At 56.7% G+C, this 26,994-nt stretch carries 29 protein-coding genes and 2 tRNA genes; 17 read left to right on the top strand and 14 right to left on the bottom strand.

Annotated elements, in window-relative coordinates; genetic code table 11:
* Nucleotides 1-135: 135 nt before the first annotated feature.
* Entirely contained in the window at nucleotides 136-819 is a 684-nt protein-coding gene (locus A7976_RS09590; RefSeq protein ID WP_067110734.1) for an OmpW family protein, read from the bottom strand.
* 147 nt (nucleotides 820-966) lie between these two features.
* A complete protein-coding gene (locus A7976_RS09595; RefSeq protein ID WP_067110737.1) occupies nucleotides 967-1,818 on the bottom strand; it encodes a PfkB family carbohydrate kinase in 852 nt (283 codons plus the stop codon).
* 91 nt (nucleotides 1,819-1,909) lie between these two features.
* On the opposite strand from A7976_RS09595, the gene A7976_RS09600 reads away from it, so the two are divergent.
* Nucleotides 1,910-2,824 carry a branched-chain amino acid transaminase gene (locus tag A7976_RS09600; RefSeq protein WP_067111158.1) on the top strand — a complete coding sequence of 305 codons (915 nt, stop codon included), beginning with the start codon at nucleotides 1,910-1,912 and terminating at the stop codon, nucleotides 2,822-2,824.
* A 9-nt stretch (nucleotides 2,825-2,833) separates the two neighbouring features.
* Nucleotides 2,834-3,025, top strand: coding sequence for a zinc-finger domain-containing protein (locus A7976_RS09605; protein ID WP_067110740.1), 192 nt, complete (start codon nucleotides 2,834-2,836; stop codon nucleotides 3,023-3,025).
* 8 nt (nucleotides 3,026-3,033) lie between these two features.
* On the opposite strand, the gene murI is transcribed toward A7976_RS09605, so the two are convergent.
* Both murI and A7976_RS09615 read right to left on the bottom strand, forming a co-directional pair.
* Nucleotides 3,034-3,822, bottom strand: coding sequence for a glutamate racemase (gene murI, locus A7976_RS09610; RefSeq protein ID WP_067110742.1), 789 nt, complete (start codon nucleotides 3,820-3,822; stop codon nucleotides 3,034-3,036).
* On the bottom strand, nucleotides 3,819-4,367 hold the full coding sequence (locus tag A7976_RS09615; RefSeq protein WP_067110745.1) for a YaeQ family protein: 549 nt from the start codon (nucleotides 4,365-4,367) through the stop codon (nucleotides 3,819-3,821). Before A7976_RS09615 ends, murI begins: the two co-directional genes overlap by 4 nt.
* Nucleotides 4,368-4,507: 140 nt before the next feature.
* Here A7976_RS09615 and A7976_RS09620 point away from each other — a divergent pair, with 140 nt between their 5' ends.
* Entirely contained in the window at nucleotides 4,508-5,047 is a 540-nt protein-coding gene (locus tag A7976_RS09620) for a cob(I)yrinic acid a,c-diamide adenosyltransferase (RefSeq protein ID WP_067110748.1), read from the top strand.
* 19 nt (nucleotides 5,048-5,066) lie between these two features.
* Here the strand turns inward: A7976_RS09620 and A7976_RS09625 are convergent, their stop codons facing one another.
* Genes A7976_RS09625 through queA form a run of 3 tightly spaced genes read right to left on the bottom strand, consistent with a single transcriptional unit; the run spans nucleotide 5,067 to nucleotide 7,832 of the window.
* Nucleotides 5,067-6,158, bottom strand: a complete 1,092-nt coding sequence (locus tag A7976_RS09625; protein WP_067110750.1) for a tetratricopeptide repeat protein — start codon at nucleotides 6,156-6,158, stop codon at nucleotides 5,067-5,069.
* Nucleotides 6,159-6,187: 29 nt separating this feature from the next.
* Nucleotides 6,188-6,790: a histidine phosphatase family protein gene (locus A7976_RS09630; protein ID WP_240483846.1), complete on the bottom strand. Its 603-nt coding sequence runs from the start codon at nucleotides 6,788-6,790 to the stop codon at nucleotides 6,188-6,190.
* Nucleotides 6,783-7,832, bottom strand: a complete 1,050-nt coding sequence (gene queA / locus A7976_RS09635) for a tRNA preQ1(34) S-adenosylmethionine ribosyltransferase-isomerase QueA (protein WP_067110753.1) — start codon at nucleotides 7,830-7,832, stop codon at nucleotides 6,783-6,785. The genes A7976_RS09630 and queA overlap by 8 nt, the downstream gene beginning before the upstream one ends.
* A 41-nt stretch (nucleotides 7,833-7,873) precedes the next feature.
* Between queA and A7976_RS09640 the strand changes: the two genes are divergently transcribed.
* The 6 genes from A7976_RS09640 to A7976_RS09665 all read left to right on the top strand — a co-directional run bounded on the left by A7976_RS09640 (nucleotide 7,874) and on the right by A7976_RS09665 (nucleotide 13,210).
* A tRNA-Leu gene (locus A7976_RS09640) sits at nucleotides 7,874-7,960 on the top strand.
* 292 nt (nucleotides 7,961-8,252) lie between these two features.
* A complete protein-coding gene (locus tag A7976_RS09645; protein ID WP_067110755.1) occupies nucleotides 8,253-8,714 on the top strand; it encodes a DUF2244 domain-containing protein in 462 nt (153 codons plus the stop codon).
* A 23-nt stretch (nucleotides 8,715-8,737) separates the two neighbouring features.
* Nucleotides 8,738-9,907 carry a cytochrome c oxidase subunit II gene (gene coxB / locus A7976_RS09650; RefSeq protein ID WP_067110758.1) on the top strand — a complete coding sequence of 390 codons (1,170 nt, stop codon included), beginning with the start codon at nucleotides 8,738-8,740 and terminating at the stop codon, nucleotides 9,905-9,907.
* A gap of 20 nt (nucleotides 9,908-9,927) precedes the next feature.
* Nucleotides 9,928-11,514 carry a cytochrome c oxidase subunit I gene (gene ctaD / locus A7976_RS09655; protein WP_067110761.1) on the top strand — a complete coding sequence of 529 codons (1,587 nt, stop codon included), beginning with the start codon at nucleotides 9,928-9,930 and terminating at the stop codon, nucleotides 11,512-11,514.
* A gap of 167 nt (nucleotides 11,515-11,681) precedes the next feature.
* Complete coding sequence (locus A7976_RS09660) at nucleotides 11,682-12,230, top strand: cytochrome c oxidase assembly protein (protein WP_088178414.1); 549 nt, start codon at nucleotides 11,682-11,684, stop codon at nucleotides 12,228-12,230.
* 71 nt (nucleotides 12,231-12,301) lie between these two features.
* A complete protein-coding gene (locus A7976_RS09665; RefSeq protein WP_067110768.1) occupies nucleotides 12,302-13,210 on the top strand; it encodes a cytochrome c oxidase subunit 3 in 909 nt (302 codons plus the stop codon).
* 63 nt (nucleotides 13,211-13,273) lie between these two features.
* Here A7976_RS09665 and A7976_RS09670 read toward each other — a convergent pair whose 3' ends face one another.
* Entirely contained in the window at nucleotides 13,274-13,477 is a 204-nt protein-coding gene (locus tag A7976_RS09670; protein ID WP_067110771.1) for a twin transmembrane helix small protein, read from the bottom strand.
* A 63-nt stretch (nucleotides 13,478-13,540) separates the two neighbouring features.
* On the opposite strand from A7976_RS09670, the gene A7976_RS09675 reads away from it, so the two are divergent.
* The 5 genes from A7976_RS09675 to A7976_RS09695 all read left to right on the top strand — a co-directional run bounded on the left by A7976_RS09675 (nucleotide 13,541) and on the right by A7976_RS09695 (nucleotide 17,949).
* Nucleotides 13,541-14,257, top strand: a complete 717-nt coding sequence (locus tag A7976_RS09675; RefSeq protein ID WP_240483847.1) for an SURF1 family protein — start codon at nucleotides 13,541-13,543, stop codon at nucleotides 14,255-14,257.
* Between the two features lie 36 nt (nucleotides 14,258-14,293).
* The gene (locus A7976_RS09680) at nucleotides 14,294-14,857 is read left to right on the top strand and encodes a hypothetical protein (protein ID WP_082878078.1); all 564 of its coding nucleotides are present in this window, start codon (nucleotides 14,294-14,296) and stop codon (nucleotides 14,855-14,857) included.
* A complete protein-coding gene (locus tag A7976_RS09685) occupies nucleotides 14,857-15,843 on the top strand; it encodes a heme A synthase (protein WP_067110779.1) in 987 nt (328 codons plus the stop codon). The genes A7976_RS09680 and A7976_RS09685 overlap by 1 nt, the downstream gene beginning before the upstream one ends.
* 6 nt (nucleotides 15,844-15,849) lie before the next feature.
* Nucleotides 15,850-16,764 (top strand): heme o synthase, encoded by a 915-nt coding sequence (cyoE, locus tag A7976_RS09690; protein ID WP_067110782.1) that lies wholly within the window; start codon nucleotides 15,850-15,852, stop codon nucleotides 16,762-16,764.
* Nucleotides 16,765-16,935: 171 nt separating this feature from the next.
* Nucleotides 16,936-17,949 (top strand): alcohol dehydrogenase, encoded by a 1,014-nt coding sequence (locus tag A7976_RS09695; protein ID WP_088178415.1) that lies wholly within the window; start codon nucleotides 16,936-16,938, stop codon nucleotides 17,947-17,949.
* Nucleotides 17,950-18,000: 51 nt separating this feature from the next.
* On the opposite strand, the gene A7976_RS09700 is transcribed toward A7976_RS09695, so the two are convergent.
* The 3 genes from A7976_RS09700 to ffh all read right to left on the bottom strand — a co-directional run bounded on the left by A7976_RS09700 (nucleotide 18,001) and on the right by ffh (nucleotide 20,679).
* Nucleotides 18,001-18,525: a DUF3617 domain-containing protein gene (locus tag A7976_RS09700; RefSeq protein WP_067110785.1), complete on the bottom strand. Its 525-nt coding sequence runs from the start codon at nucleotides 18,523-18,525 to the stop codon at nucleotides 18,001-18,003.
* 679 nt (nucleotides 18,526-19,204) lie between these two features.
* Nucleotides 19,205-19,279: transfer RNA gene (locus A7976_RS09705), tRNA-Lys, on the bottom strand.
* A gap of 47 nt (nucleotides 19,280-19,326) precedes the next feature.
* Nucleotides 19,327-20,679, bottom strand: a complete 1,353-nt coding sequence (ffh, locus tag A7976_RS09710; protein ID WP_067110787.1) for a signal recognition particle protein — start codon at nucleotides 20,677-20,679, stop codon at nucleotides 19,327-19,329.
* Nucleotides 20,680-20,771: 92 nt separating this feature from the next.
* Between ffh and A7976_RS09715 the strand changes: the two genes are divergently transcribed.
* The gene (locus A7976_RS09715; protein WP_067110790.1) at nucleotides 20,772-21,578 is read left to right on the top strand and encodes an inner membrane protein YpjD; all 807 of its coding nucleotides are present in this window, start codon (nucleotides 20,772-20,774) and stop codon (nucleotides 21,576-21,578) included.
* Between the two features lie 94 nt (nucleotides 21,579-21,672).
* Here the strand turns inward: A7976_RS09715 and A7976_RS09720 are convergent, their stop codons facing one another.
* Nucleotides 21,673-22,338 (bottom strand): HAD family phosphatase, encoded by a 666-nt coding sequence (locus A7976_RS09720; protein ID WP_067110794.1) that lies wholly within the window; start codon nucleotides 22,336-22,338, stop codon nucleotides 21,673-21,675.
* A gap of 68 nt (nucleotides 22,339-22,406) precedes the next feature.
* Here A7976_RS09720 and A7976_RS09725 point away from each other — a divergent pair, with 68 nt between their 5' ends.
* Nucleotides 22,407-23,075: an energy-coupling factor ABC transporter permease gene (locus tag A7976_RS09725; protein ID WP_067110796.1), complete on the top strand. Its 669-nt coding sequence runs from the start codon at nucleotides 22,407-22,409 to the stop codon at nucleotides 23,073-23,075.
* A gap of 76 nt (nucleotides 23,076-23,151) precedes the next feature.
* Here A7976_RS09725 and A7976_RS09730 read toward each other — a convergent pair whose 3' ends face one another.
* Both A7976_RS09730 and pssA read right to left on the bottom strand, forming a co-directional pair.
* On the bottom strand, nucleotides 23,152-24,687 hold the full coding sequence (locus A7976_RS09730) for a 2-isopropylmalate synthase (protein ID WP_067110797.1): 1,536 nt from the start codon (nucleotides 24,685-24,687) through the stop codon (nucleotides 23,152-23,154).
* A gap of 260 nt (nucleotides 24,688-24,947) precedes the next feature.
* Entirely contained in the window at nucleotides 24,948-25,733 is a 786-nt protein-coding gene (gene pssA / locus A7976_RS09735; RefSeq protein ID WP_067110800.1) for a CDP-diacylglycerol--serine O-phosphatidyltransferase, read from the bottom strand.
* Between the two features lie 135 nt (nucleotides 25,734-25,868).
* Here pssA and tgt point away from each other — a divergent pair, with 135 nt between their 5' ends.
* Entirely contained in the window at nucleotides 25,869-26,966 is a 1,098-nt protein-coding gene (gene tgt, locus A7976_RS09740) for a tRNA guanosine(34) transglycosylase Tgt (protein WP_067110803.1), read from the top strand.
* Nucleotides 26,967-26,994: the final 28 nt, after the last annotated feature.

Below are 26,994 nucleotides of genomic sequence, written 5' to 3' on the forward strand. Positions count from 1 at the left end.
CTCATGAATGGGGGCGATATTCTACCACGCAGTAGCATGCAGATTGCATATCTATCTACCTGATAGAAAACCCCTTTTCCTACTCGGGAAAGGGGAGAATCAAATCAGGTATGAAAAATCAATCTTTAGACCCGTTTAGAACTTCTTGCCGAAGCCGACGGCAAACACCCACGGGTCGATGTCCAGGCTGTCGATCTTCTGCTTGGGGAATAGTCCATTGCCATGACTGAAGTGAACATCGGTATCAATCCAGAGCTTCTTCACGTCCGCATTGATCTGCCAGCCGTCCTTCAGGTTGATGTCCACACCGGCCTGCAGGGCAGGACCCCAGCTATTGCGATCCACGTCAATATCGCCGCCAACCGGGTGGCTCAAATTCTTGTCCAGGAAGCGCGTGTAATTCACGCCTATACCCACGTAAGGGTCGATCATCTGGTCCGGATTAAAGTGCCATTGCACGGTCAAGGTCGGCGGCAGTAGATTCACTTCGCCAAGATTTGCATCCAATGAAGGAGTAGGAACACCATTAATCGCACGCTTGGTCAGGTTAACGTCATGCTTGGAACCTGTTGCCAGAATCAGTTCCAGCGCAATATTCTTGGTCACATAATAAGAAATATCGAGTTCGGGAATAGTATTACTATCGACGGTCAGTTCGCCGGTCAGAGTGGCCCCAGGAGCATCGGCGCGCAAATTACTATCCTCATCGGGACTGATGTGAGCAGCGCGCAGACGCACCACCCAATCCCCCTGCTCAGCCATCGCAACCGCAGGTGCAAACGACGCAGCAATCAAAACTGCCAATAATGTTTTTTTCATTTTAAAGCCCCTCGTTTCAGTCAACAATTAAGGAATTAAGGATATTCATATCTTTAATTTCATTCTACTGTGGCTAGAAATTATTTCAATATCTATCTGGAGCTTTTTATCTTAAATATAAGAAATGTGGTTTTTTTGCAACAAGGTTTAAAGATCGAAGCCATGAATACCGCATTTACGGCCCGCTAGCGCACACGCCTGAGCAAGAGCCCGATCAAGCGGCTCAGCCTTGGTGATGGCATCGAGCATGCCGGCGTTAAAGGTATCGCCGGCACCCAGGGTATCGACAACCTCAGTCAACCTGATTGCGGGAGCGTGACAAACCGGGCCGCCCGGCATCGAGCCAAAAGCCCCCGCCTCGCCCCAGGCAACCACCACGGTTGCCTGCGGAGCGCATCCCGACATCCAATGCAAAAAATCCCGCGGCGCCTCATGGCCGTGATGCAGGGCAAATCCTCGCGAGCAAATAAGCAAGTCGGGAAAACCGAAAAGCGCCTCCAGACCTGCGCGCGGTTTTTCCAGTTCAAGCGATATCGGAAGCGCAGGAGCCCGGTTACGGGCATCGGCCATCATGTCGGCCAACGCCGCAATATTGCGGCCTTCGAAATGCAGCCAGTCGTATCCCGCGATATCGACACCCAGCAACTCCTGGGCAGCGAGTTCCGGCAAATCCCGATAATGCACAATGCTGCGATTGCCTGTATCCAGATAAATACTGGAAGTTGGCGGCCGTCCCGGCAAGCGCGGACATTGTGCGTATGTCACGCCATGCGCGGAAAGGTCGCGCTCGATGACGGCCGTTTCAGGCGCATCGGCCAGCACACCCAAAAACTCGACCTGATGGCCGAGCCGGCTCAGCACAACCGCCGTATTCGCCGCATTGCCGCCGCGACAGATACGCAAGGAACGCGCACGCATTTCTTCGTCCGGGCCGGGGTGATGGTCCAGCCCGAACACCAGATCGAGCGTAGCCGTTCCGACCAATAATATACGTGCCATCCGCGCCGCCTTCCCTGTTCAAGTGTCGTTGATTCCGTTTACAATTAAAGCTTTTACGTTCCGGAGATACAAGATGGCTATGGCCAAAACGATGGCCGACCGTGATGGTCTGATTTGGTATGACGGCAAGATGGTGCCGTGGCGTGACGCCACCACCCACGTCCTGACCCACACCCTGCACTACGGCATGGGCGTTTTTGAAGGCGTGCGCGCATACAAAACAGAAAAAGGCACGGCCATTTTCCGTCTCAAGGAACATACCGACCGCCTTTTCCGCTCGGCCCATATCCTCGGCATGAAAATGCCGTTCGACAAGGCCACCCTGATGGAAGCGCAAAAAGCCGCCGTGCGCGAGAATAATCTGGAATCCGGTTATCTGCGTCCGATGGCATTTTACGGTGCCGAAGCCATGGGCATTTCCGCCAAGACCCTTTCCACGCACGTGATCGTGGCCGCGTGGGCTTGGGGCGCATACCTCGGCAAGGAAGCGCTGGAGAACGGTATCCGCGTCAAGACCTCCTCTTTCGCTCGCCATCACGTGAATATCACCATGTGCAAGGCCAAGGCCAACGGCAATTACATGAACTCCATCCTGGCGCACCAGGAAGCAGCCCAGGACGGTTACGACGAGGCCTTGCTGCTGGATGTGGACGGTTTCGTGGCCGAAGGTTCCGGTGAAAACGTCTTCATCATCCGCAACGGCAAGTTGTACACCCCAGATCTCACCAGCGCGCTGGAAGGCATCACGCGCGATACGATTATCCAGCTGGCCGACGAAATGGGCCTGCAGATTATCGAGAAGCGTATCACCCGCGACGAAGTCTATTCCGCCGACGAAGCCTTCTTCACCGGCACTGCCGCCGAAGTCACACCGATCCGCGAACTGGACAACCGTGCCATCGGCAACGGCACGCGCGGCCCGATTACCGAAAAGCTGCAATCCAACTTCTTTGATGCGGTCATGGGGCGTTCGCCTCGCCATCAAAGCTGGCTGACACTGGTTTAAGGAAACGCGATGGCTAACGACGGACGCGAAATCGAAATCTCGGCCAAGGATTTGCCGCTGCATTGCCCGACCGACGAAGTCGCGCTGTGGTGTTCGCACCCGCGCGTCTTCCTCGATATTGCCGAAACGGGCAGGGCAATGTGTCCTTATTGCGGCACCCGCTATCGGTTAAAAGCCGGCGAAGTCGTCGGCCACCACTAACGAAGCTGTCAGGTCGGCAATGGCTCCACCATTGCCGTCTTCCATAGTGCTTCCATCACCCTCCGGCCCTGGGCCAAATCCCCGCTCGTCCACAACCTGATCTGACCAGACGTAAGGCTTCGTGTAGCCAAACCGGCCTCTTCGATACGTCGCCGGACCTGCCGCGCCACGGCTGCGCCGGTATCGATCAGAGCCACCCCTCCGTCCACAAGTTCTTCGATCAACGGCTTCAGAAAAGGATAATGCGTGCAGCCGAGCACCAGCGTATCCGCTCCTTCGGCCAGCAGCGGCTCGATATAGTGCGACAACAATTCACGCGTTTCCGACGTATCGAGTTCGCCGCGCTCCACGCATTCCACCAGCCCAGGGCAACCTTGCGTCACCACGCGGACATTCTTGCCATAACTCTCCAGCAAGGCCGCGAATTGTGCACTCTTGAGCGTCCCCGTGGTTGCCAGCACGCCCACTACCCCGCTACGCGTTGCCGTCACGGCTGGTTTGACCGCCGGCTCCATGCCGATCACCGGCAATTGATAGCGCTCGCGCAGCAAACCGATAGCTGCCGCCGTCGCGGTATTACAGGCTACGACAATCGCCTTGGCGCCCCGCCCGACCAGAAATTCGGTCAAGGCCGTGGAGCGCGCCTGTATTTCCCTGGGAGATTTGCCGCCATACGGCGCATGCGCGGAATCGGCGACATACAGCAGGTTTTCGTGCGGAAGCTCCTCCTGGATATGGCGCAGTACCGACAAACCACCGACGCCGGAATCGAAGATACCAATAGGCGCGTCGTTCATCTTTCCTGAGGGCTCATCAAGATGGTCATCTCGATCGGTACCATGCCGCCATCTCCGCCCAGCCACACGTCGCCGTCCTGCACCGTGCATTGCAATTGCATGCCGCGCTCGGCCAATTCGGCCAAAGCCTGCGTCGTCGCAGACGCGAGACTCACCACGGTAAGATTGCGTAAACGCGCCAATTTCGGGTTGACCTGATTCCACCAGATATTGGCGGCATGCCCATACGTATACACAAATACCCGATCGGCTCGGCCGCAGGCCTTGAGAATGCGTTTCTCGTCGGGCTGCCCGACTTCGATCCAAAGCTCGATGGCGCCGGTAAGATCCTTCTGCCAGATATCCGGCTCGTCCGTATCGCTCAACCCCTTGGCGAATACCAGCGCCTCGTGCGCATGCCGTGCAAAGGCCAATACGCGCACCATCATGCGTTCGTCGGTTTCCGACGGGTGGCGCGCAATGGTCAAACCATGGTTGTGGTAGTAATGACGATCCATGTCGGCAATCTGCAGATCGGCTTTGAAAATAGTGGCATTAAGGGCCATAAAAACCTGTATAAATTGAGTGAGGGTTTACACCCTAAAGTCGGCGAAGTGTAGCGGAATCGCTCATGGGAAGAAACCATTGCGGCTGCGGCCAATCCTGGAAGCCGTTACAATCCCGACATTCACGAGAGGAAGACTTCATGGGCAATCGCCTCAGTAAAATCAGCACACGTACGGGCGACGACGGCAGCACCGGCCTGGGCGACGGGACGCGTACGCGCAAGGACTCGCTGCGCGTGGCAGTGATGGGCGATGTGGATGAATTGAACTCGCACATAGGCGTGCTATTGACAGAAACCTTGCCGGAAAATATCCAACAGCAACTTGGGCTGATTCAGCATGACCTGTTCGACCTGGGCGGCGAATTGTGCATTCCGGGCAACGCGATGCTGAACCCCGAGCGTGTCGCCGCACTGGATGAATTATTGCGGACGCTCAACGCAGAACTTGCGCCACTGAAGGAGTTCATCCTGCCCGGTGGAACCCGAGCCGCGGCTTTGGCGCATGTGGCACGTACCGTGTGCCGACGCGCGGAACGCAGCCTGGTTGCATTGAAATTGCAGGAAGCTGTTTCGGATGATGCCTTGCGCTACCTCAACCGGCTTTCCGACCTGATGTTCGTTATTGCGCGAACGCTGAATCTCGGCTCAGGCCAAGGCGATGTTCTCTGGCAAAGATGAGCGTAAGGAACTCAAGCCCTTAGCCCTTCCATTCCTCTTCGCCATCCTTCCGGCCAGTATCGGACACCGGCTCCATGAAAGGCTGCTCCGTATCGCGCACGCGGAGTTTTTTCTCGAATTCGACAGCCTCGCCGTGACCTTGCGCCGCAGCGGCCTGATACCAGCGTCTTGCCTCGTCCAGATTTTTGACGACGGTATCGCCATACTGGTATAGCTGGCCCATACGATATTGAGCCGGGGCATAGCCCATTTCCGCCGACTTCAGGAAATATTCGACCGCCCGCATTTTGTCCGGCGCATCCACGCCTTCGTTGCGCTCATAGCGCAAACCAACCTCGTATTGCGCCTCGGCAATGCCGTGCGCACCTGCACGCTTGAACCATTCGATGGCGATTCGGTAATCCTGCGGGAAATCATGGCCAAAAGCGCCTGTCAGATAGAACTTCGCCAGCTTGAATTGCGCTTCGGGCACGCCCTGCTCAGCCGCCAGCAGCAGCCACCGGTCCGCGCTTTTGACATCGCGCGCGACACCTTCACCATGCTCATACATTTCACTCAGGACAAACAAGGCAGCAGGATAGTGCTTTTCGGCCGCCTTGGTCATCAAGGATGCCGCTTTCGCCGAATTCCATAGCGATGAATTCTTGTCGCGATACAACATGGCAAGCCGATACTGCGCCTCGGCATTGCCGGCATCTGCCGCATCGCGCAGCCAGAAAACGGCGTTCTGCTCGTTTCTCTCCAGACCATCGCCACTGAGGCAGCAACGTCCCATTTCCAGGGCCGCGCGCGGATCGCCGCTCTTCGCCGCGCGCTCGATCAAATGGAGTGCAGCCTCGTCGTCGCGGGGCCCGCCCAAGGCTTGTCGCATCATCATTCCGATGTCGTACTGGGCCGCTATATTGCCTTTTTCAGCAGCCTCAAGCAGCAGTTGCCGGGCTCGCACATAATCGAAATCGACACCCAGTCCTTTTCTGTAACCGATGCCTGCGTTATAGAGGAGCTCCGCTTCGCTGGCCGTCGATAGTGCCTTACCCCGCCGCATGCGCATCCATAGATAAACGCCCACGGCAGGCAAAACCAGCACGAGCAAGACCAGCCAGAAATTCATCAAAGCCTCCCCCGATTAACTATCGATGCCTACAGTTTCCCTGCGTGAAATAGCAATGTCGGCAGCATTACACCTTCCGACCACTCCACTTGAATACGGCTCAAGGCCGCATTTTCGATACTAATGCGATAACCATTTTCTGGCGAGAGGCCAATCGCATGAGCGATGACCATGCGCATCATTCCCGCATGTCCGACCACCAGCACATGACATCCGCGATACCTGTCCAAAATATCGCGCCATGCCTCGCCCACGCGCCGATGAAACTCCGTCAGCGGCTCCGCGCCTTCAGGCGCATGTGCTACCGGGCTCTGCTTGAAGCGCAGGATCCGTTCCGGATCGGCAGCGCATATTTCCGCGGCCGTCCGTCCCTCCCATTCGCCGAAAGCCGCTTCCTTGAAGCGGTCGTCGCGCTCAACCTCAACTCCAAGTTTCTCCCCCAAGGCATCTGCAAATGCGGCACATCGCTGCAAAGGCGAGGTGACGATATGCTGCCACCCGCGAAATTCGCCTGCCGCATCCCACATCTGCTGCCAGCCTTTCTCGCTCAGCGGGTCATCGGTTTGCCCGCGATAGCGGCGTCCGCCGACTGGCTCGCCATGGCGCATCAGATCGATGATGGTCTTACTCACCGGCGACTTCCGGAAGATTTTGCCGATCGATCAGCATCGCGTCGCCGTAACTGAAGAAGCGGTAGCGCTCCTGCACGGCATGCCGGTAGGCCTCGCGGATATGCGCCATTCCGCCGAATGCCGAAACTAGCATCAGCAGCGTAGTGCGCGGAAGATGGAAATTGGTCAGCAAGCGATCCACCACGCGGAAACGGTAGCCCGGCGTGATGAAAATATCGGTATCGCCGCCCCCTACCGCCATTTCCCCCTGACGCGCGGCACTTTCCAGCGCCCGCATTGCCGTTGTGCCCACGGCAATTACCTTGCCTCCGCGCTGCCGTGTCCGCGCAATACTATCCACAGTGGCCTGTGGTATCTCATACCACTCGCTGTGCATCTTGTGCTCGGCAACGTCTTCCACCCGTATCGGCTGAAAGGTTCCGGCTCCCACATGCAGAGTAACGAAAGCTTTTTCGATGCCGCATTCCGCAAGCGTCTGCATCACATCTTCGTCGAAATGCAGCCCGGCAGTCGGTGCTGCAACCGCGCCGGGATTACGCGCATATACCGTCTGATAGCGTTCATCGTCATCGCTATCGGCTGCGTGCGTAATGTATGGCGGCAATGGCAGTTTCCCGTAGCGCTCGAGCAATTCGGCAAGCGGAGTTTCGCCAGGAAACTTCAACTCATAAAGATCATCCTGCCGCGACAGCACTTCCACCTCGATGGCTTCAGCAAGGATCAAGCGCCCCCCAGGCTTGGGTGCATGCGAGGCCCGCACGTGCGCCAGGGCTCGATGCGCATCGAGCATGCGCTCCACCAGTACCTCGACTTTGCCTCCGCTCTCCTTGCGTCCGTTCAGCCGCGCCTTGATGACGCGCGTATCGTTGAATACCAGCAAATCACCAGCCGCAAGTAATGACGGCAATTCGCCGAACATGCGGTCATGCAGTGCGCCGCTGTTGCCGTCCAGGCACAATAAGCGGCTGCCGCTTCGCTTGGCAGCCGGGAACTGCGCAATCAGTTCGGAAGGCAGTTCAAAATCAAAATCGCTGGTACGCATGAAACTCCGTGAATAATTCGCTATAATGCCGGGTCCCACAAGCCGGGATGGCGGAATCGGTAGACGCAGCGGATTCAAAATCCGCCGCTGGTAACAGTGTGGGGGTTCGAGTCCCCCTCCCGGCACCAAATTTTCTCAAGCGCAGGCATCCTGCCTCGCACATCACCCGAAAGCCTATTCGGGACAGCGCGCATTTTACCGCAACGCCTTGCTTTTCCTGCCTTGCAGGCGCGCCTCTCTTGCGTTTATATCTTGCTACATTCCATTCATATTAATAAGGACATTAATATCCTTTTAAGACAGCAAGTTAGCTTGTCACGAAATTTTCTTTATGCTAAGTTGCGTTTGACCTGCGGCGAATTGTCGCATTTATTTTATCGAGCACGAATGTAATACAAGCAGTTTGCCGGAGGGAAATCGATGGCAACATCGATTGTAGATTACAAGATTGTTGCACGACCGAATAACTCTCTGTCTCCCAAAAAGACAGTCAACATCGTCGCGTTACTCGCTTTATTCTCCCTTTCAGTAGCAATTGCTTTTGGATTCGCCGGCGCATGGATGGTTTTTCCGTTCGCCGGATTGGAATTGCTTGCGCTGGCGTATGCCTTCTATTTCATCCATTGTCATGCGGATGACTATGAAAGCATCACCATCTCGGGCGATCGCCTGGCAATAGAAAAGCACTACTACAAAAATACCAGCCAGGTTGTTTTCCACCGCTATTGGGCGCGGGTGGTTTTACGCGAAACACCGAGCGGTGAGCATCGTTTGTGGCTCCGTTCGCATGGCAAGGAAGTGGAAGTCGGGCATTTCATGAACAACCGGCAACGGTTGGCTCTGGCACGGCAACTGCAAATGCGGACTGGAGCGTTCCACTAAAGGCGAGATTCAAGGGAGCGAGAATGGCATTTCAATTTCTAAAAAAGGCCGGGATGGGATTGATGTTGGCAGTGTGGTCTCTGGCCGCACACGCCGAATATGCATGGAATTTCCCCAAACCCGTCACACCAATGGCAGCCGATACGCTGCTAGTACACAATAAGTTCATGGTCATCATCATGGTGATCTTCGTTGTGGTGCTGGGCATCATGATCTATTCGATCATCAGGCACCGCAAAAGCGTAGGCCACAAAGCCGCCGACTTTACCGGCCCCAGCACCCGCTCCCAGGTCATCTGGACGCTGGTACCGTTTGCCATTCTGCTCTACATCGATTTCATCCTGATGGGCATTCCCGCTTACCACAGCGTGGTCCTGATGGAAGACACCAAAAACGACTCCGAAATGGTGATCAAGGTCACCGGCAGTCAGTGGCGCTGGCAATACGAATACATGGATGGCGAAGCGCAGGGCATCAAGTTCGTCAGCAATATGACCACTCCCCAGGAGCAGATCCAGAACAAGACGGAAAAGGGCGAGCACTACCTGCTGGAAGTAGACAACCATGTCGTGCTGCCGGTCGACAAGAAAGTGCGCATCCTGCTGACCTCGAACGATGTGATTCATACCTGGTGGGTACCTGCCTTCGGCGCCGCGCGCGACGCGATTCCGGGCTTCCTGCGCGAGACCTGGGTCAAGATCGAGGAACCAGGCACCTACCGCGGCCAGTGCAAGGAACTCTGCGGCAAGGGGCATGGCTTCATGCCCGTGGTCGTCGATGCTGTCCCGGAAGAGCAATTCAAGGAATGGGTCGCTTCCAAGAAGACCGAAATGTCAGCTGCTTCAGCCGGCGCCGACAAGGAATGGAGCAAGGACGAGTTGCTCACCCAGGGTAAAGCCGTCTACGAGAAAAACTGCGCCGTCTGTCACCAGCCGGGCGGTCAAGGGATGCCTCCGGCATTTCCGGCGCTCACCGGCAGCAAGATCGTCACTGCGCCCAACTTCGACGCCGATGGCAAGCTGATGAAAGACAGTCATATCGACCGCGTCTTCAACGGCAAAGGCATGATGCCGGCCTGGAAGGGTACGCTGAGCGACACCGACATCGCGGCGGTCATCAGCTACGAGCGCAACGCACTCGGCAACAGCATGGGCGACCTGGTACAACCGTCCCAGATCAAAGCACTGCGTTAATCAGGTACGAGGAGAGACACATGAGTACAGCAACAGCGGCACATCATCATGATGATCACCCGACGGGGATCATGCGCTGGTTGACCACGACCAACCACAAGGACATCGGCACGATGTACCTGACTTTCTCGCTCATCATGTTCCTGGTGGGCGGATCGATGATTCTTGCGGTTCGTGCAGAACTGTTCCAGCCCGGCCTGCAATTGATGCAGCCGGAATTCTTCAATCAGCTGATCGGCGTGCATGCACTGGTGATGATTTTTGCCGCGCTGATGCCGGCCGCCACCGGCTTCGCCAACTGGATGCTGCCGCTGCAACTCGGCGCACCCGACATGGCGCTGCCCCGCCTCAACAACTGGGGCTTCTGGCTGCTGCCGCCCGCCGCCATCCTGCTGACTGCGCCCTTCATCCTCGCGCTGTTCGGCATCGGCGACGGTGCGATCGCCACCGGCTGGACGTTCTATACGCCGCTGTCGGTACAAGGCGGCATTGGCGTCGACTTTGCCATCTTCGCGGTGCACTTGCTGGGGATTTCCTCGGTGATGGGTTCAATCAATGTCCTGGTCACCATTTTCAACATGCGCGCGCCCGGCATGACGCTGATGAAGATGCCGCTGTTCGCATGGGGATGGATGATTACCGCTTTCCTGCTGATTGCGACCATTCCGGTTCTGGCTGGCGCCGTGACCATGCTGCTGACCGATCGCCACTTTGGCACGCACTTCTTCGATGCGGCCGGCGGCGGCGACCCCATCCTGTTCCAGCACCTGTTCTGGTTCTTCGGTCACCCCGAGGTCTATATCCTGCTGCTGCCGGTCTGGGGCCTGATTCCGCATATCCTGTCCGCATTCTCCCGTAAGCCCACCTACGGCTACAAGGCGCAAATCTATTCTTTCTGGGCCATCGGCATTCTCTCGGTCGTGGTCTGGGCGCATCACTTCTTCACCGTCGGCCTGCCGATTCCGGCCCTGCTGTACTTCATGTACAGCACGATGGCGATCTCGCTGCCGCTCGCTGTGCTGTTTTTCTGCTGGATTGCGACCATGTGGAAGGGTTCGATGACCTTCGAAACCCCGATGCTGTTTGCCACCGGCTGGATCATACTGTTCGGTATCGGCGGCTTGACCGGCCTGATCCTGGCGGACGTCGCAGCGGATGCGCAATACCATCACTCCTACTTCGTGGTGGCGCACTTCCACTACACGCTGTTCGCCGGCGGCATCATGGGCATCATGGCGGGCGTGTACTACTGGCTGCCAAAGATGACCGGCCACATGTACAGCGAAACGCTGGGCAAGCTGCATTTCTGGCTGACCGCCATCGCTTTCAATGTGACCTTCATCCCGCAGTTTTTCCTGGGGCTGGCCGGCATGCCGCGCCGTATTCCGGATTACGCGCTGCAGTTTTCGGAGTTCAACATGATCTCTACGATCGGCGCATTCACGCTTGGCCTGTCGCAACTGATCATGGTGTACAACATCGTGCGCTGCGTACGCGGTGGCAAGAAGGCAGAAGCCAAGGTGTGGGAAGGTGCTGAAGGCCTGGAATGGACGCTGCCATCGCCGCCGCCTTACCACAGCTTCACCGAACAACCGGTCATCAAGTAATTCGATGACCCGCATTCTGGCCCGGGATGAAAATGCCGGGCCAGACATAGGAACGCAATGGACCAAACGAGTGATAAAAAACGCCGCGGCAATATACGCATCGCCATCTGTCTCGGCGCATTTGTTCTGCTCTGGTATGTAATATCAATGTTTGCGGTACTGAAATCTTGATCGATCAGGAAAAAAGAGCCGCCGATAACAAGCGGCTGGCCTGGAAATTGATGTGGGTGGTAGCTGGCGCGGTGTTGTTTGCCTTCGCGCTGGTTCCTCTCTACAACGTTTTCTGCGACTTGACGGGCCTCAACGGAAAGACCGAAGGCCTGCCCGCCGCAGTGCAGAAAACGATGAAGGTGGACGAGTCACGCTGGGTGACAGTGGAATTCACCAGCAGCGTGATGCCTGGACTGGCATGGAATTTCTATCCGACGCAAACCAGCATGAAGGTGCGCCCGGGACAGATCATGCTGGCAACGTTCGAAGCCAAAAACATGACCAACGAAACGGTCGTAGGCCAGGCGATACCGAGCGTAAGCCCGTCTCAGGCTACCTTCCATTTCAAGAAGATCGAGTGTTTCTGCTTTGAGCGGCAAGAGCTCAAGGCAGGCGAGTCCAAGGAAATGCCGCTCCGCTTTTACGTGAGCCCGGACCTGCCGAAAGATATACGTACCGTGACATTGTCGTACGCGTTTTTCCATGCCGTTCCGACGGAAAACTAGGGAGAGCCGCGCATCGGTATGGTGAGATGCGCGGCAAAAATGAACATTAAAACACCGTAGAGGAGTTTTGCATGACCACGCAGACACACGAAGGCCATTATTTTGTGCCCAATCCCAGCATTTATCCGGCCATTCTTTCGACCGGGATACTCCTGCTGGTGGCCGGCTTCATTCTCAGCATTACGCCGGACAGAGACCAAACCCTGGCATACCTTGCCACTCCCGGCAAAGGAATGATGCTGGCAGGCTTCCTGGCCATCATTTATGTCTTGTTCGGCTGGTTCGGCAAGATCGTCGGCGAAAGCGAAGGCGGCAAGTACAAGAAATGGGAAGACCGCTCTTTCCGCATAGGCATGATCGTCTTTATCGCCTCAGAAGTGGCCTTCTTTGCTGCCTTCTTCGGCGCATTGTTTTACATGCGCGTCATCTCGGTTCCCGAAATCGCCAACTTCGATCCGCAATTCACGCCTTACAAGGATTTCCTCGGCACATGGCCGTCTGCAGGTCCCGGCGGTACGGTCCTGGGCACCGAATATAAGGTACCGCAATTCACCCCGATGGGTGCATGGGGCATTCCCGCCATCAATACGCTGCTGCTGCTGACCTCCGGTGCAACGGTTACCTGGGCGCACTGGGGCCTGCTGAACAGCAATCGCCGTCAACTGATCATCGGCCTGATGATGACCGTTGCATTGGGTATCGCCTTCCTCTTCCTGCAAGGTTATGAATATCACCATGCCTATAGCGAACTCGGCCTGACCCTGGGCAGCGGCGCTTACGGTGCAACCTTCTTCATGTTGACCGGCTTCCACGGTTTCCATGTCACGCTGGGGACCATCATGCTGATCGTAATCCTGGCGCGCAGCATGAAAGGCCATTTCACTGCGGATCATCACTTCGGTTTCGAAGGGGTCGCCTGGTATTGGCACTTTGTTGACGTGGTCTGGCTGCTGCTCTTTGTATTGGTGTACTGGCTGTAAACGACAAATAAAAAGCGATGCCCGAAGGCATCGCTTTTTACAAAGTCGGGATACTTCTATTTATTAAGGGTGAGGCTGTCCGATAATGCCTGTGTAATACCCGATCATCAACAGCAGGAACAAACCCAGGGAAAGCGAGATACGCATGGTCAAGGCTTTCACCGTGCGTTTTCCCTGACCTTTGTCTTTAATCAGATAAAACAGAGCGGAAAACAGACTGCCGATGATCAGCAGTAACGCAGCAATGATGAATACTTTCAGCAACATGACAGCCTCCGCTTTTGATAATGCGTTCGATTATGGAGCGCACCCCGGTATAAAGCAATTGCCTTGAAATACCGTTTCCGCCCACGCCTATTGCCCGCCTTGGCGACTCTCGTGTTCGTCGCACTGTTTATTCGCCTGGGACTCTGGCAACTGCATAAGGCCGAAGCCAAACAGGAATTGCAGGCGCAACTTGACCGTCACCTGACCGAGGCGCCGATCGCCCTGCCGAGCGAAATCACCACCCCGGAAGACTGGCGCTATCGCCGCGTCAAAGTACAAGGCACTTACGACATCCGATACCAGATCCTGCTCGACAATCAGGTTGAAAATGGCGCCGCCGGCTATCACGTGATCACGCCGCTGCATATTGCAGGCACTGAAAAATACATCCTGGTCAATCGCGGCTGGATTCCGGCCCCGGCCGAACACAGCGTCGTGCCGAGCACAAGCACACCGACAGAACCGCAGGAAGTCACCGGCAGTCTGTGGCTGCCTTCGACCAAGATCTTCGCACTCGAAGCGCCTGCTAGTAGCGGCGCGTGGCAACCTGTCTGGCAAAACATGGACATGGAGCGCTACCTGAAATCCGTACCGCTCAAACTCTACCCACTGGTCGTCCGCCTCGACCCCGACAGCCCGGCCGGTGGATTCGTGCGCAACTGGCCGCGTCCGGCCGAACGCATCGAAACGAACCTGGGCTATGCTTACCAATGGTTCGGTTTTGCCGCAACACTGATTGCGATTTACCTGGTTCTCAGTTTCAAGAAAGTCGAGCAATAAATGGAAGAAAATAAACAACAACGCTCAGGTCGGCGCATGCTCGTCTTCCTCGTCGTATTGTTCGCGCTGCCCATATTGGCCGTGCTGGGCATGTACCAATTGGATTATCGTCCAGGTGGCTCGAGTCACGGCGAACTGATTTCCCCGCCGAAGGCGTTGCAACTTTCAACCTTGCAGGATGTGCGAGACAAGCCCTTCGGCGCGGAGCAATGGACGAAAAAATGGAATATCGTCTACGTATCCGATTCCGGCTGCGAGGCTGAATGCCGGAAGCAGGTGCATTTGCTGCGCCAGATACATGTGTCGCTCAACAAGGAAATCGACCGCGTGCAGCGCTTTCTTATCGTACCTACCGCCGCTGACTCTGCCGAACTCGCCGCCCTGCAAACGCAATATCCCGATCTCATCATTCTGGCCGGCGATCAAGCCGCCCCGCTCGCGCAGCAATTCGATCTGCCCGACCAGCCGGCAGGCACCTCCGGCCGCGTTTATTTCGTCGACCCACTTGGCAACTTGATCATGAGCTATCCCGCAGGCTACGATCCCAAAGGCCTGCGCGAGGACATGACAAGACTTCTGAAATACTCCTGGGTGGGCTGATGAAACTGTTTGATCGACTGGTACTGGCCGCCGTACTCCTGACCTTCTGCGTGGTCGTACTGGGCGCTTACGTGCGCCTTTCAGACGCCGGTCTTGGTTGCCCCGACTGGCCCGGCTGCTACGGGCACCTCACTGTCCCGCAAAGCGAATCCGCCCTTGCTCACGTCGAAAAGGCTTTCCCGGATAAACCCTTGGAAACGCACAAGGCCTGGAAGGAAATGGTGCACCGCTATTTTGCCGGCACGCTGGGCCTGCTGATTCTGGCAATCTTCATCACCGCCTGGCGCAACCGCCGCCGGCTGCCTACCGTATTGCCGACCATCCTGCTGTTGGTTGTCACTTTCCAGGCGGCACTCGGCATGTGGACGGTGACGCTGTTGTTGAAGCCAGTGATTGTCAGCGCTCACCTGCTGGGCGGCATGACCACGCTCGCCTTGCTGACCTGGCTCGCGCACCGGCGCTTCGGTTCCATGCCGTCGATATACGGTGCCAACTTCAACGCCCTGCGCCCCTGGGCGCGCATCGGACTGCTCATTCTCGCAGTGCAAATCTTCCTTGGCGGCTGGACCAGCTCGAATTACGCCGCTCTCGCCTGCACCGATTTCCCGACTTGCCAGGGCGGCCTGTTCCCCGTTATGGACTTCGCCAACGCCTTCCACATGATCCGCGAACTGGGTGAAACCGCCAATGGCGAACAACTCTCGCTCGCGGCATTGACCGCCATACACTGGGTGCACCGCCTTGGCGCACTCATCACCTTTTTGTATCTCGGCTGGTTGGCTATCAAAACCATGAGGACGCCTCGTCTCGGCGATCTCGGCATTGCGATTGCCGGCCTGCTCGTGGTGCAAATTACGCTGGGCATCAGCAACATCATGTTCAGGCTGCCGCTGCCGGTAGCGGTCGCGCACAACGCGGTCGCCGCTTTGTTGCTAATCTCGTTGGTGGTGTTAAACTCGAAAACGACTATGAAGTCGGGGAGGTAACGTGTTATGAGCGCTGTTTTGGCTATCAGACTTCAACGTATCGGAATCAGTTTCCAAAGCTTTTTCCTGATGTGCAAACCTCGGGTGACGGCTCTTATTGTCTTCACCGCGATGATAGGCATGTTCCTCGCCTCGCCCGGCATGATCCCGCTGGATCTTCTGCTGAATGCCACCCTCGGCATCGCCCTCGCTTCCGGCGCCGCTGCTGCATTCAATTGCCTCATCGAACAGAAAATCGATGCCGTCATGGCTCGCACCCGTGCACGCCCGCTCCCAACCGGCCAGGTCACCTCGGTGCAAACTGCCATCTTCGCCACGCTGGTCGGCGCGCTCGGCCTCGCGATTCTCTACTACAACGTCAACCCGTTAACGATGTGGCTTACCCTTGCCACCTTCGTCGGCTACGCTGTCATCTATACCGTATTCCTGAAGCCCGCCACGCCGCTCAACATCGTCATCGGCGGCGCCTCCGGCGCAATGCCGCCGATATTGGGCTGGGCTGCGGTCAATAATGTGGTATCACCGGAATCGCTGATCCTCTTTCTCATTATCTTCGCCTGGACCCCACCGCATTTCTGGGCGCTGGCCCTCTACCGCCGCGAAGAATACGCAAAATCCGGTCTGCCCATGCTTCCGGTGACGCACGGCGAGAAGTTCACCCAGTTGCACATCCTGCTGTACACCATCATTCTGGTGGCGGTGACACTGATGCCTTACGGCAGTGGCATGAGTGGCTGGCTGTACCTCGCAATTTCCACCGTGTTGAATGCGATCTTCATGGCCTATGCGATCGGCCTGTATCGCAAATATAGTGACCAACTGGCACGAAAGACCTTCAAATATTCGATACTGTATCTGACGCTACTGTTTGCGGCGCTGCTGGCGGATCATTATTTGATACCCACGCCCGCGTTAGGATAAAAATCAACGGCTGCCATGGCAGCCGCTTTCATTGCGCTCTAAGGATCAAGCACGCCATGCGCTTAGACCGTCTTGATGATTTCAACCGCAGAAGCAGCGCCTTCTAAACTCCGTGAAAAGCTAGCCGCATTACCGGCAACTCAAGCGTCACTGATATGAAAGGAGCACAGGATGAAAATGATTGCGATGGCCGTCCCTCAAGCTGGGGCCAAACTTGAGCGCGTCGAACGTGAAATCCCTTCGCCTGGCGCAGGCGAGCTTCTGCTAAGGGTTCACGCCTGTGGCGTGTGCCACAGCGATGCGATGATTATCCAAGGGCATTGGCCGGGACTGCAATATCCACGCATCCCGGGGCACGAGGTCATTGGTACGATCGAGTCCCTGGGGCCGAACGTCCGCGGCTGGTCGATTGGTGACCGCGCCGGCGTAGGCTGGTTCGGCGGCGCTTGCGGACACTGCGAACATTGCCGCCGCGGCAACCAGTTCGCTTGTAAAAGCGGCGCGGCCGTGACGGGAGGCACCCGCGACGGCGGATATGCCACCCACATGCTCGCGGACGCTTCAGCGGTAGCGCACGTCCCCACGGAACTTGACCAAGTCGAAGCGGCGCCGCTGTTGTGCGCAGGCATCACCACTTTCAACGCGCTGCGCAATTGCGGGGCGCAGCCCGGCGACCTCGTCGCGATCCATGGCGTCGGCGGCCTCGGCCATCTGGGGATCCAGTTCTCGGCGCGCTTCGGCTTCAGAACCGTAGCGGTCAACCGCGGCCGCGATAAAGAAGCGCTGGCCCGCTCGCTTGGCGCGCATGCGTATATCGACAGCGACGCCGGCGATGTGGCCGAGGCATTACAGAAATTGGGCGGCGCCAAAGCCATCATTGCCACCGTCACCAATGCCGACGCAATGCAAGCCATCGTCGGCGGTCTCGGGCCCAATGGCACGATGATGGTCATTGGCGCAGTAGGCGCCTTCCCGGTCAATACGCTGGACCTGCTCGGAAAGCGCGCGGCAGTGAAAGGGTGGTATTCAGGCGTCGCAACCGATTCCGAAGACACGCTGGCTTTCAGCCAGCTTCACGGCATCCATTCCACGAATGAAATATTTCCGCTTGAGCAAGCGCAAGCGGCTTATGATCGGATGATGAGCGGCAAGGCGCGTTTCCGGGTAGTGCTCAAGATGGACTGAAACGCGGTTGATTGAAAAAACGTAACCGTTCTAAACGGAACGGTTACGTGGCTACATCGGCTTGACCGTTCCGCAGCTTGCATCGACCCAGCGACCGCTAATATCGGCGTATTCATTGACGGGGACGCCTTGGGCCTCGCCATCAAAATGCGTCCGGCCGGAGAAGCTCTCCGAACTCGTGATCGTCCCTTCCGCGTTACCCTTACCTTTCAATTCGGGACCGGAACAAGCAAAGTCCAAACGGTACTTGTTGCCATCACGGGTCGCGTTTCTGGTTTCGCATCCCAATTCACTTTGATAAAAAATGGGGAATTTTTGCTGCTCTGCCATTTCCTGGGTAATACATACCTTGGAAGTCGCCTCGCCCATCTGGATCTGCGGCATCTCCACCCCATACTGCTCGGCAAGATCCTGCAGCTCTCGCATGCGTTCCGGCGAAATCTGCGGCGCCAACCATAACAGGTCCGACGAGGTGGTTATTTGCCATAGGCCTGGGCGCAGGTTGTCCTCCGTGACATTTGCCGCTGACACCATGAACGAAGAAGCGCCGATAAGAAAAAAAAGGACGCAGCGCATGGAGTCTCCCAATGAAATTGCTATTGCATTCATTTCTAAGAATGCCTGCACACAGGTAAGTTCGAAATGACTGGTGGGATATGGCGTTTAGCACGCCCGACAAGAACAGAATAGCCTTCGCGCTCAGGCAGGCAGGCCGCGGTATATGGAACGCCGCTCCTTGACGCGCCTATCCCCTCTTCCGAAATTGCGGGAAGACCTGCGTCTATCCTCGGTTTGCTGTCGCCTGTCTTTTGCTCTTCTATCCTGAGTACTACTTTGGCCAAATAGGCTTGTGATTAATGCAATAATAAAAAGATAGACAAGCAATCCACCGGCTGCCCATAGAATTTCCACACTCCCCCCGAATCCCCAATGTTCATTGGATGAAGTTCAACCCTTATTGCCTTCTTTAATCCAGCTGGTGCTCGGATACCCACAACTTCGCAAACACCATGCCATAGTCAATTTTTTATACCAAACAATTGGTTGCAGGAAATGTTTGCGATTAGCCAGTGGTACCGTGTAAAAGAATCTGACACTCCACCTGAAGCTTGCCTATTTCTTTGGAGGCCTGTGCAGACATGTACATAAGCGCAATAGCCGATGCTGGCTCGACAACCAGTACGGAACTTGCGGGTTATTTCTGAAGTGACGCTGTAAATGAAAACGGCTCACATCGCTGTGAGCCGTATCATTTTGGTGGGTCGGGTGGGGGTCGAACCCACGGCCAACGGATTAAAAGTCCGCTGCTCTACCACTGAGCTACCGACCCAGAAGGGGCGCCATTATCGCGGAAAGCGGCACCCCGGTCAACGAAAACTAGCGCATTCCGGGAAAACGGCCTTGCATGGCGCGCATCATCTTGGTCATGCCACCCTTGGAAAACATCTTCATCATCTTCTGCATTTCCTCGAACTGGTTGAGCAGGCGGTTGACGTCCTGCACCTGAACGCCCGCCCCGGCGGCGATGCGGCGTTTGCGCGAGGCTTTCAGCAGATCCGGCTTGCGGCGCTCTTGCGGAGTCATGGAGTTGATGATGCCTTCGATGCGGCGCAAGGCCTTGTCGCCGACTTCGGGGTTGACGTTGTTGGCCATGTTGGCGAGTTGCGCGGGCATCTTGTCCATCAGCGCCCCCATGCCGCCCATCTTGCGCATTTGCAGCATTTGATTCTTGAAGTCTTCGAGATCAAAGCTCTTGCCGGACTTGACCTTGTCGGCCAGCTTTTTCGCTTCGTCGATATCGACGTTTTTCTGCGCTTGCTCGATCAGGCTGAGCACGTCGCCCATGCCGAGGATGCGCGAGGCCATGCGCTCGGGATGGAAAGGTTCGAGGCCGTCGACTTTTTCGCTGACGCCGACGAACTTGATCGGGCGGCCGGTAATCTGGCGCACCGACAGGGCGGCACCGCCGCGTGCGTCGCCGTCCAGCTTGGTAAGCACGATGCCAGTCAGCGGCAAGGTTTCGTTGAAGGCGCGTGCGGTATTGACCGCATCCTGGCCCTGCATCGCGTCCACCACGAACAACGTTTCGATGGGGTTGAGCAAGGCATGGAGATTCTTGATCTCGGCCATCATCGCTTCGTCAATGGCGAGGCGGCCGGCGGTGTCGAAGATCATCACGTCATGGAAATGGCGGCGTGCGTAATCCAGCGCGTTGCGGGCGATGTCTTCGGGCTTTTGAGCGGCGTTGGAGTCGAAGCAATCGATGCCGAGCTGCTCGGCCAGCGTGCGCAATTGTTCGATAGCTGCCGGCCGGTAGACGTCGGCGCTGACCAGCAGAACTTTCTTTTTCTGCTCCTTGAGCAGGCGGGCCAGCTTGGCCGAAGTCGTGGTTTTACCGGAGCCTTGCAGGCCGGCCATGAGGATGATCGCGGGCGGAACGCTGGCAAGGTTGAGTGCGGCGTTGTGTTCGCCCATGAGCTTGGCCAGCTCATCATGGACGACCTGGATCACAGCCTGACCCGGCGTCAGGCTTTGCAGCACTTCGCGGCCTTGGGCGCGCTCCTTGACGTGGGCGATGAAGTCCTTGACTACGGGCAAGGCAACGTCGGCCTCAAGCAGTGCCATGCGCACTTCGCGCATCGCATCCTGGATGTTTTCTTCGGTCAGTCGCGCTTGTCCGCGCAGGGTTTTGACGACTTGCTGGAGCCGTCCGGTCAGATTTTCTAGCATGGATATTCCTGCTGATATGTCAGAAGTCACGGCGTTTCTGCTACCAGACGCTCGTGATATAGTGACGCAAAGACAGGAATTTTAACCGAAGAATGCTGGACTTACTCCCTAATTTACTGGTCGCCGGCTTTTATGCCGCCGTGGCTTTCGATTTCTGGCGCAACGGGAAAGCAAAATCCTCCGCCGATCATGCTCCCTGGCATCATGTTGCCATCGCCATCGGCCTCCTGCTGCATGGCGTCCTGCTGTCCAAATCGCTCTTCGCCGGCGGGTTCAACCTGGGCCTGACCAATGCACTCTCGGCGATTTTCTGGCTGACGGTGCTGATTTATTGGATCGCCGACTTCAAGCGCGAACTGCACAGCCTGCAAGCCTTCGTGCTGCCCCCGGCGGCAGTGTTCGTCATTTTGCAAAAGCTGTTCCCGGAAACGCACATGCTGCCATATGCCGATCAACCGGCCTTCATGTGGCATCTGGTGATCGCGATGCTGGCCTATAGCCTCTTCACCTTCGCCGCGCTGCACGCGCTACTGATGGCCGTGGCAGAACGCCATTTGCATCGCAAGCCCACGCTGATCCGCCTGCCCGAATTTCCGCCGTTGATTCCAATGGAAAAGCTGCTGTTCCGCATTATCACGCTGGGGTTCGCGTTGCTGACGCTGACGCTGGTGAGCGGTATCGTGTTTTCCGAGCAGCTGTTTCACCAAGCGCTCAAACTCAATCACAAGAACGTTTTCACGATCATTTCCTGGCTGGTTTTTGCTGCCTTGCTGATCGGCCGCCGTCAATATGGATGGCGCGGCAAGACGGCCATCCGCTGGACATTGAGCGGCTTCGGGATCTTGTTGCTGGCGTATATCGGCAGCAAGTTTGTGCTGGAAGTCGTGCTGGGTCGTTGACGTTCGTCATTCCGGGTTTGACCCGGAATCCAGTCTCTATATAAACCGACGTGCCGACCACGCTACTGGATACCGGTCTTTGCCGGCATGACAATCAATTACGCAGGCTGATAATCGGCCACTTCGCTTCTTCGGCGTAAGCGCGCAAAACCGGGTCTGGATCCACTGCAACCGGGTGATCGACCACCTTCAATAGCGGCAAATCGTTCAGCGAATCACTGTAAAACCACGTCTCATCAAAATCGGCCAGACCTTTTTCGCGCTCATGCAGCCATGCATGCAAACGCGTGACCTTGCCTTCCTTGAAACTCGGCACGCCGCTGACCCGCCCGGTAAATTCGCCATCGATTTCCTCGGGGATAGTCGCGATCAAGTTTTCGATACCGAACTCGTGTGCGATCGGTGCTGTCACAAAACCATTGGTCGCCGTAATCACCATCATCAGATCGCCAGCCTGGCGATGTTTTTCCACCAGTGCACGGGCTTTGTCGGTCATCATGCCGCGGACTTTGATTTCCATGTATTTCTGATGCCAGGCGTCGAGTTGACTGCGCGGGTGCTGCGACAGGGGTTTTAGCTGGAACTCCAGGAAGGCGTGGATATCCAGCGTGCCATTCTTGTAGTCGTCATAGAACTTGGCATTGCGCGCCTGATGAAGCTGGCGATCAAGTACGCCTTGCGAAATCAGGAATTCCGCCCACTCGAAATCGCTGTCACCAGCCAGCAGGGTATTGTCCAGATCAAACAGTGCGAGGCGCAATCGTGTTCTCCAACCATTTTAAAAGGCGTAAAGTTTAGCGCAGACCGTGCGGTTTTACCCGTTTCATCATGAATTTTCCAGACATTCTGCTTCCTTCCACACTGCTCTGGGTCGCCAATGGCCTGGCGCTAAGTGTAATTGCATTGGCGGTGCGCCTTGCTCCCTGGCGCATGCTGCAACGCCCAGACCTGCTGAATGTGTGCATGGGCGCGGCGGTCGCTCTGATGCTGGTCTGGAGCATCAAGGCCGGGGTCAGACCCGGGCTTGATTTTCATCTGCTGGGCTGCACCCTTCTTACTTTGATGTTCGGACCATGGCTGGCGCTGACGGTTCTCGCGATCGTCTTGCTGGCAGTCACATTGTCCGGCGCAGCGGGATGGGCCAGTCTCGGCATCAATTTCCTGCTGATGGCCACGCTGCCAGTGCTGTTGAGCCATGCAATTTTCCGGATTGCAGACGCGCGCCTGCCTAACCACTTATTCGTGTATATCTTCGTCAATGCCTTTTTCGGCGCCGGTCTGGCAATGTTTTCCTGCGGCCTTGCGGCAGTGGCGGTGTTGAGCAGTGCAGGCGCTTACTCCAGTAGTTACCTCAATACTCAGTATTTGCCTTACTTCATCCTCATGGGCTGGTCGGAGGCCATGCTGACCGGGATGCTGATAACCTTGCTGGTAGTTTACCGACCCGGCTGGGTTTACACCTTCAACGACGAGCGCTACCTGAAGACGAAGCCCTGACAAGCAATCCAGGCAGCAAAACCAGCAAAATAAAAAGGGCCGCTCGGAGGCGGCCCTTGGCTATAACAAGACCAGCCTAAACCTGGGGATGCGCGCGCTCCAGTTTGGAATGCAACTTGTTAAGGGCATTGAGATACGCCTTGGCCGAAGCGATGACGATATCGGTATCCGCTCCCTGGCCATTGACGATACGTCCGCCCTTGGATAGACGGACGGTCACCTCGCCCTGCGCATCGGTGCCGGTGGTGATGTTGTTCACCGAGTACAGCAGCAACTCGGCGCCGCTTTCCGCAATACGCTCAACAGCCTTGAACGAGGCATCGACCGGGCCACCGCCGTCAGCTTCGGCGCTCCGTTCAACGCTGTTATCCAGCACCGTGATCCTGGCATGTGGCGTCTCTCCGGTCTGCGAACAGACATTGAGATAAACCAGCTTGTAGTTCTCGCCAGCTTCGCTGACGATCTCGTCGCTGACCAGCGCCTGCAAGTCTTCGTCGAAAATCTCGGACTTTTTGTCCGCCAATTCCTTGAAGCGCGCAAACGCGGCATTCAGCGCATCCTCGCTATCCAATTCGATTCCGAGTTCCTTCAAACGAGTGCGGAACGCATTGCGACCGGAAAGCTTGCCCAAGGTAAGCTTGTTGGCATTCCAGCCCACATCTTCCGCGCGCATGATTTCATAGGTTTCGCGATGCTTGAGCACGCCGTCCTGATGAATGCCGGATTCGTGCGCAAACGCGTTCGCGCCGACGATGGCCTTGTTGGGCTGCACCGGATAGCCGGTAATCGATGAGACCAGTTTGGAAGTCGGCACGATCTGCGTGGTATCAACGCGGCTGTCGCAAGTGAAAATATCCTTGCGGGTCTTCACCGCCATTACGATTTCTTCGAGCGATGCATTGCCCGCGCGTTCTCCCAAACCATTGATGGTGCATTCCACTTGCCGCGCACCGTTCATCACGGCGGCCAGCGAGTTGGCAACCGCCATGCCGAGGTCGTTATGGCAGTGCGTGGACCAGATCACCTTGTCGGAATTCGGCACGCGCTCGATCAATTGCTTGATGCGCTCGCCCCACAATGCGGGGATCGAATAGCCCACGGTATCCGGCACGTTAATGGTCTTGGCACCCGCCTGGATGACCGCGTCGAACACGCGCACAAGGAAATCCATTTCGGAACGCACCGCGTCTTCTGCGGAAAACTCCACATCGTCGGTATATTCCTTCGCCCACTTCACCGCCTGCACCGCGCGCTCGACGACCTGATCGGGTGTCATGCGCAGTTTGTTCTCCATGTGGATCGGGCTGGTCGCAATGAATGTGTGAATGCGACCCTTCCTGGCCGGCTTGATCGCCTCACCCGCACGACGCACGTCGTTCTCGCTGGCACGCGCCAGCGAGCACACGATAGATTCCTTGATAATGCCGGCAATGCTGTGAATCGCATCGAAATCACCCGGACTTGCCGCAGCGAAGCCGGCTTCGATGATATCCACCCCGAGCTTTTCCAGCTGGCGCGCGATGCGGAGTTTTTCTTCCTTGGTCATCGCCGCGCCGGGGCTTTGCTCGCCGTCGCGCAAGGTGGTGTCGAATATGATTAATTTGTCCTGCATGGTCTTGCTCCATTCTTCTTAACGGAAGCCATGAATTCCTGAAAGCTTTCCGGAGGCTGCTGCCTCATAAATATCTGCACTCGCATGGTAACGGAATGTACCGTGCGCACCTGTAAAACCTGATTGGAGGATAAAGTATTTAGCGCGCGACGCGCAGCAGCAGGCCGGCCAGTAGGAGGCCGTAATGCGGGAGGGCTAAGATGCTGTAGCGATTGAAAAACATGGTAAAAGAATATAACTTTTTTTATAGGCAGGTGCAACTATGCGGCGTTTTTACGAACTCTCCGCATCACCCAACCCACATACCCGGATAAACCATACACGACAAACAGCATGAAAAGCACTTCCGGCGGGCTATAGGAAACCAGCACGAAAGCCAAGACGATCAGCAGGATAACCACAAAGGGAACGCTCTTGCGCAGGTTGAAATCCTTGCCGCTGAAGTAGCGCAAATCGCTGACCATGGTGAGTCCTGCGAACACGGTAAAGCCCCAAGCGACCCATTTCATATGAAGCCAGCCGAAGAAAATATCCGATCCACTGACGCCATTTTCGTATGAAACCCATACCAGACCAGCCAGGAGCGCAGCGGCGGAGGGACTGGGTAAGCCCTGGAAATAGCGTTTGTCGGACTCATCCAGTTTGGTATTGAAGCGCGCGAGTCGCAGTGCGGCACCGGCACAATAGATAAATGCTGCAATCCAGCCCAGCTTGCCCATTGGTTTCAGTGCCCATACATACAGCACCAGCGCCGGGGCAACACCGAATGAAACCATGTCGGAAAGGCTGTCATACTCTGCCCCAAATGCGCTCTGCGTATGCGTGAGACGCGCCACCCGGCCATCCAGCCCATCCAGCACCATCGCAAGAAAGATTGCGACCGCCGCATGCTCATAGCGACCACCCATCGCCTGCACCACGGCATAGAAACCTGCGAACAGAGCGCCGGTGGTGAAAAGATTGGGAAGGAGGTAGATGCTGCGCTCTCGCAGTCTGGGGTCGATCAATGGACGAGGATGGCGCGGCGGTACGGGTTGATTAGCCATTCGGGGGAGCCTTGCTGAGAATTCGGTTTGGATAAGTATAACAACAAAGCCTCGCCAGACAATCGGCCATTGCCTGATCGAGCAGAGCCTTATGGCCGATTTCGACGGCCTCTTATGGTAGTATGCCGCCCCATCATGCTCTATTCCGTCACCCATACCGACGGCGCCGCCCGCCGCGGCACGCTCACTCTCGCCCACGGTGTTGTCCAGACGCCGGCCTTCATGCCTGTCGGCACTTACGGTACGGTCAAAACGATGTCGCCGGACGAAATCCGCGATATCGGCGCGCACATCGTGCTGGGCAATACCTTTCATTTGTGGCTGCGCCCGGGGCTTGAGGTCATCGAAGCACACGGAGGGTTGCACCGTTTCATGGGCTGGGACGGCCCTATTCTCACCGACTCCGGCGGTTTCCAGGTCTGGAGCCTGGGCGCGTTGCGCAAGATCACCGAAGAAGGCGTCAAATTCCGCTCGCCCATCAATGGCGACTTGTGTTTTCTGACACCGGAAGAGTCGATGCGCATTCAGAAAGTGCTGAACTCCGACATCGTGATGATTTTCGACGAATGTACCCCTTATCCGGCGACCTGGACGCAGGCGCGCGACTCGATGGAGCTATCGCTGCGCTGGGCGGAGCGCAGCAAGAAAGCACATGAAGGCAATGCGAACGCACTGTTCGGCATTATCCAGGGCGGCATGTATGAAGACCTGCGCGATATTTCGCTCAAGGGTCTGAGCGATATCGGCTTCGACGGCTACGCCATCGGCGGCCTCTCCGTGGGCGAACCGAAGGAAGACATGCTGCGCATACTCGACCATCTGCCGCAGCGCATGCCGGCCGACAAGCCGCGTTACCTGATGGGGGTGGGCACGCCGGAGGATCTGGTGGATGCCGTGCAGCGCGGCGTGGACATGTTCGACTGCGTGATGCCGACCCGCAACGCACGCAACGGCTGGCTGTTCACCCGCAACGGCGACATCAAGTTGAAGAACGCGCGCTACAAGACCGACACCGCTCCGCTCGATCCGGAATGCACCTGCTACACCTGCCGTCATTTCACCCGCGCCTACCTGCACCATTTGCATCGCGTCGGCGAGATTCTCGGCAGCCGTCTCAACACCATCCATAACCTGCATTATTACCAGGAATTGATGGCGGGGCTGCGTGCGGCCATCGAACAAGGCCAGCTCGCCAGTTTTGCCGACGAATTCAGACGTCGCCGGCAGGCATGAGAATGGATCATCCAGCTTTGTGCTAGAA

The organism is Methylobacillus sp. MM3, from assembly GCF_001645185.1.
Taxonomy (GTDB): Bacteria; Pseudomonadota; Gammaproteobacteria; order Burkholderiales; family Methylophilaceae; genus MM2.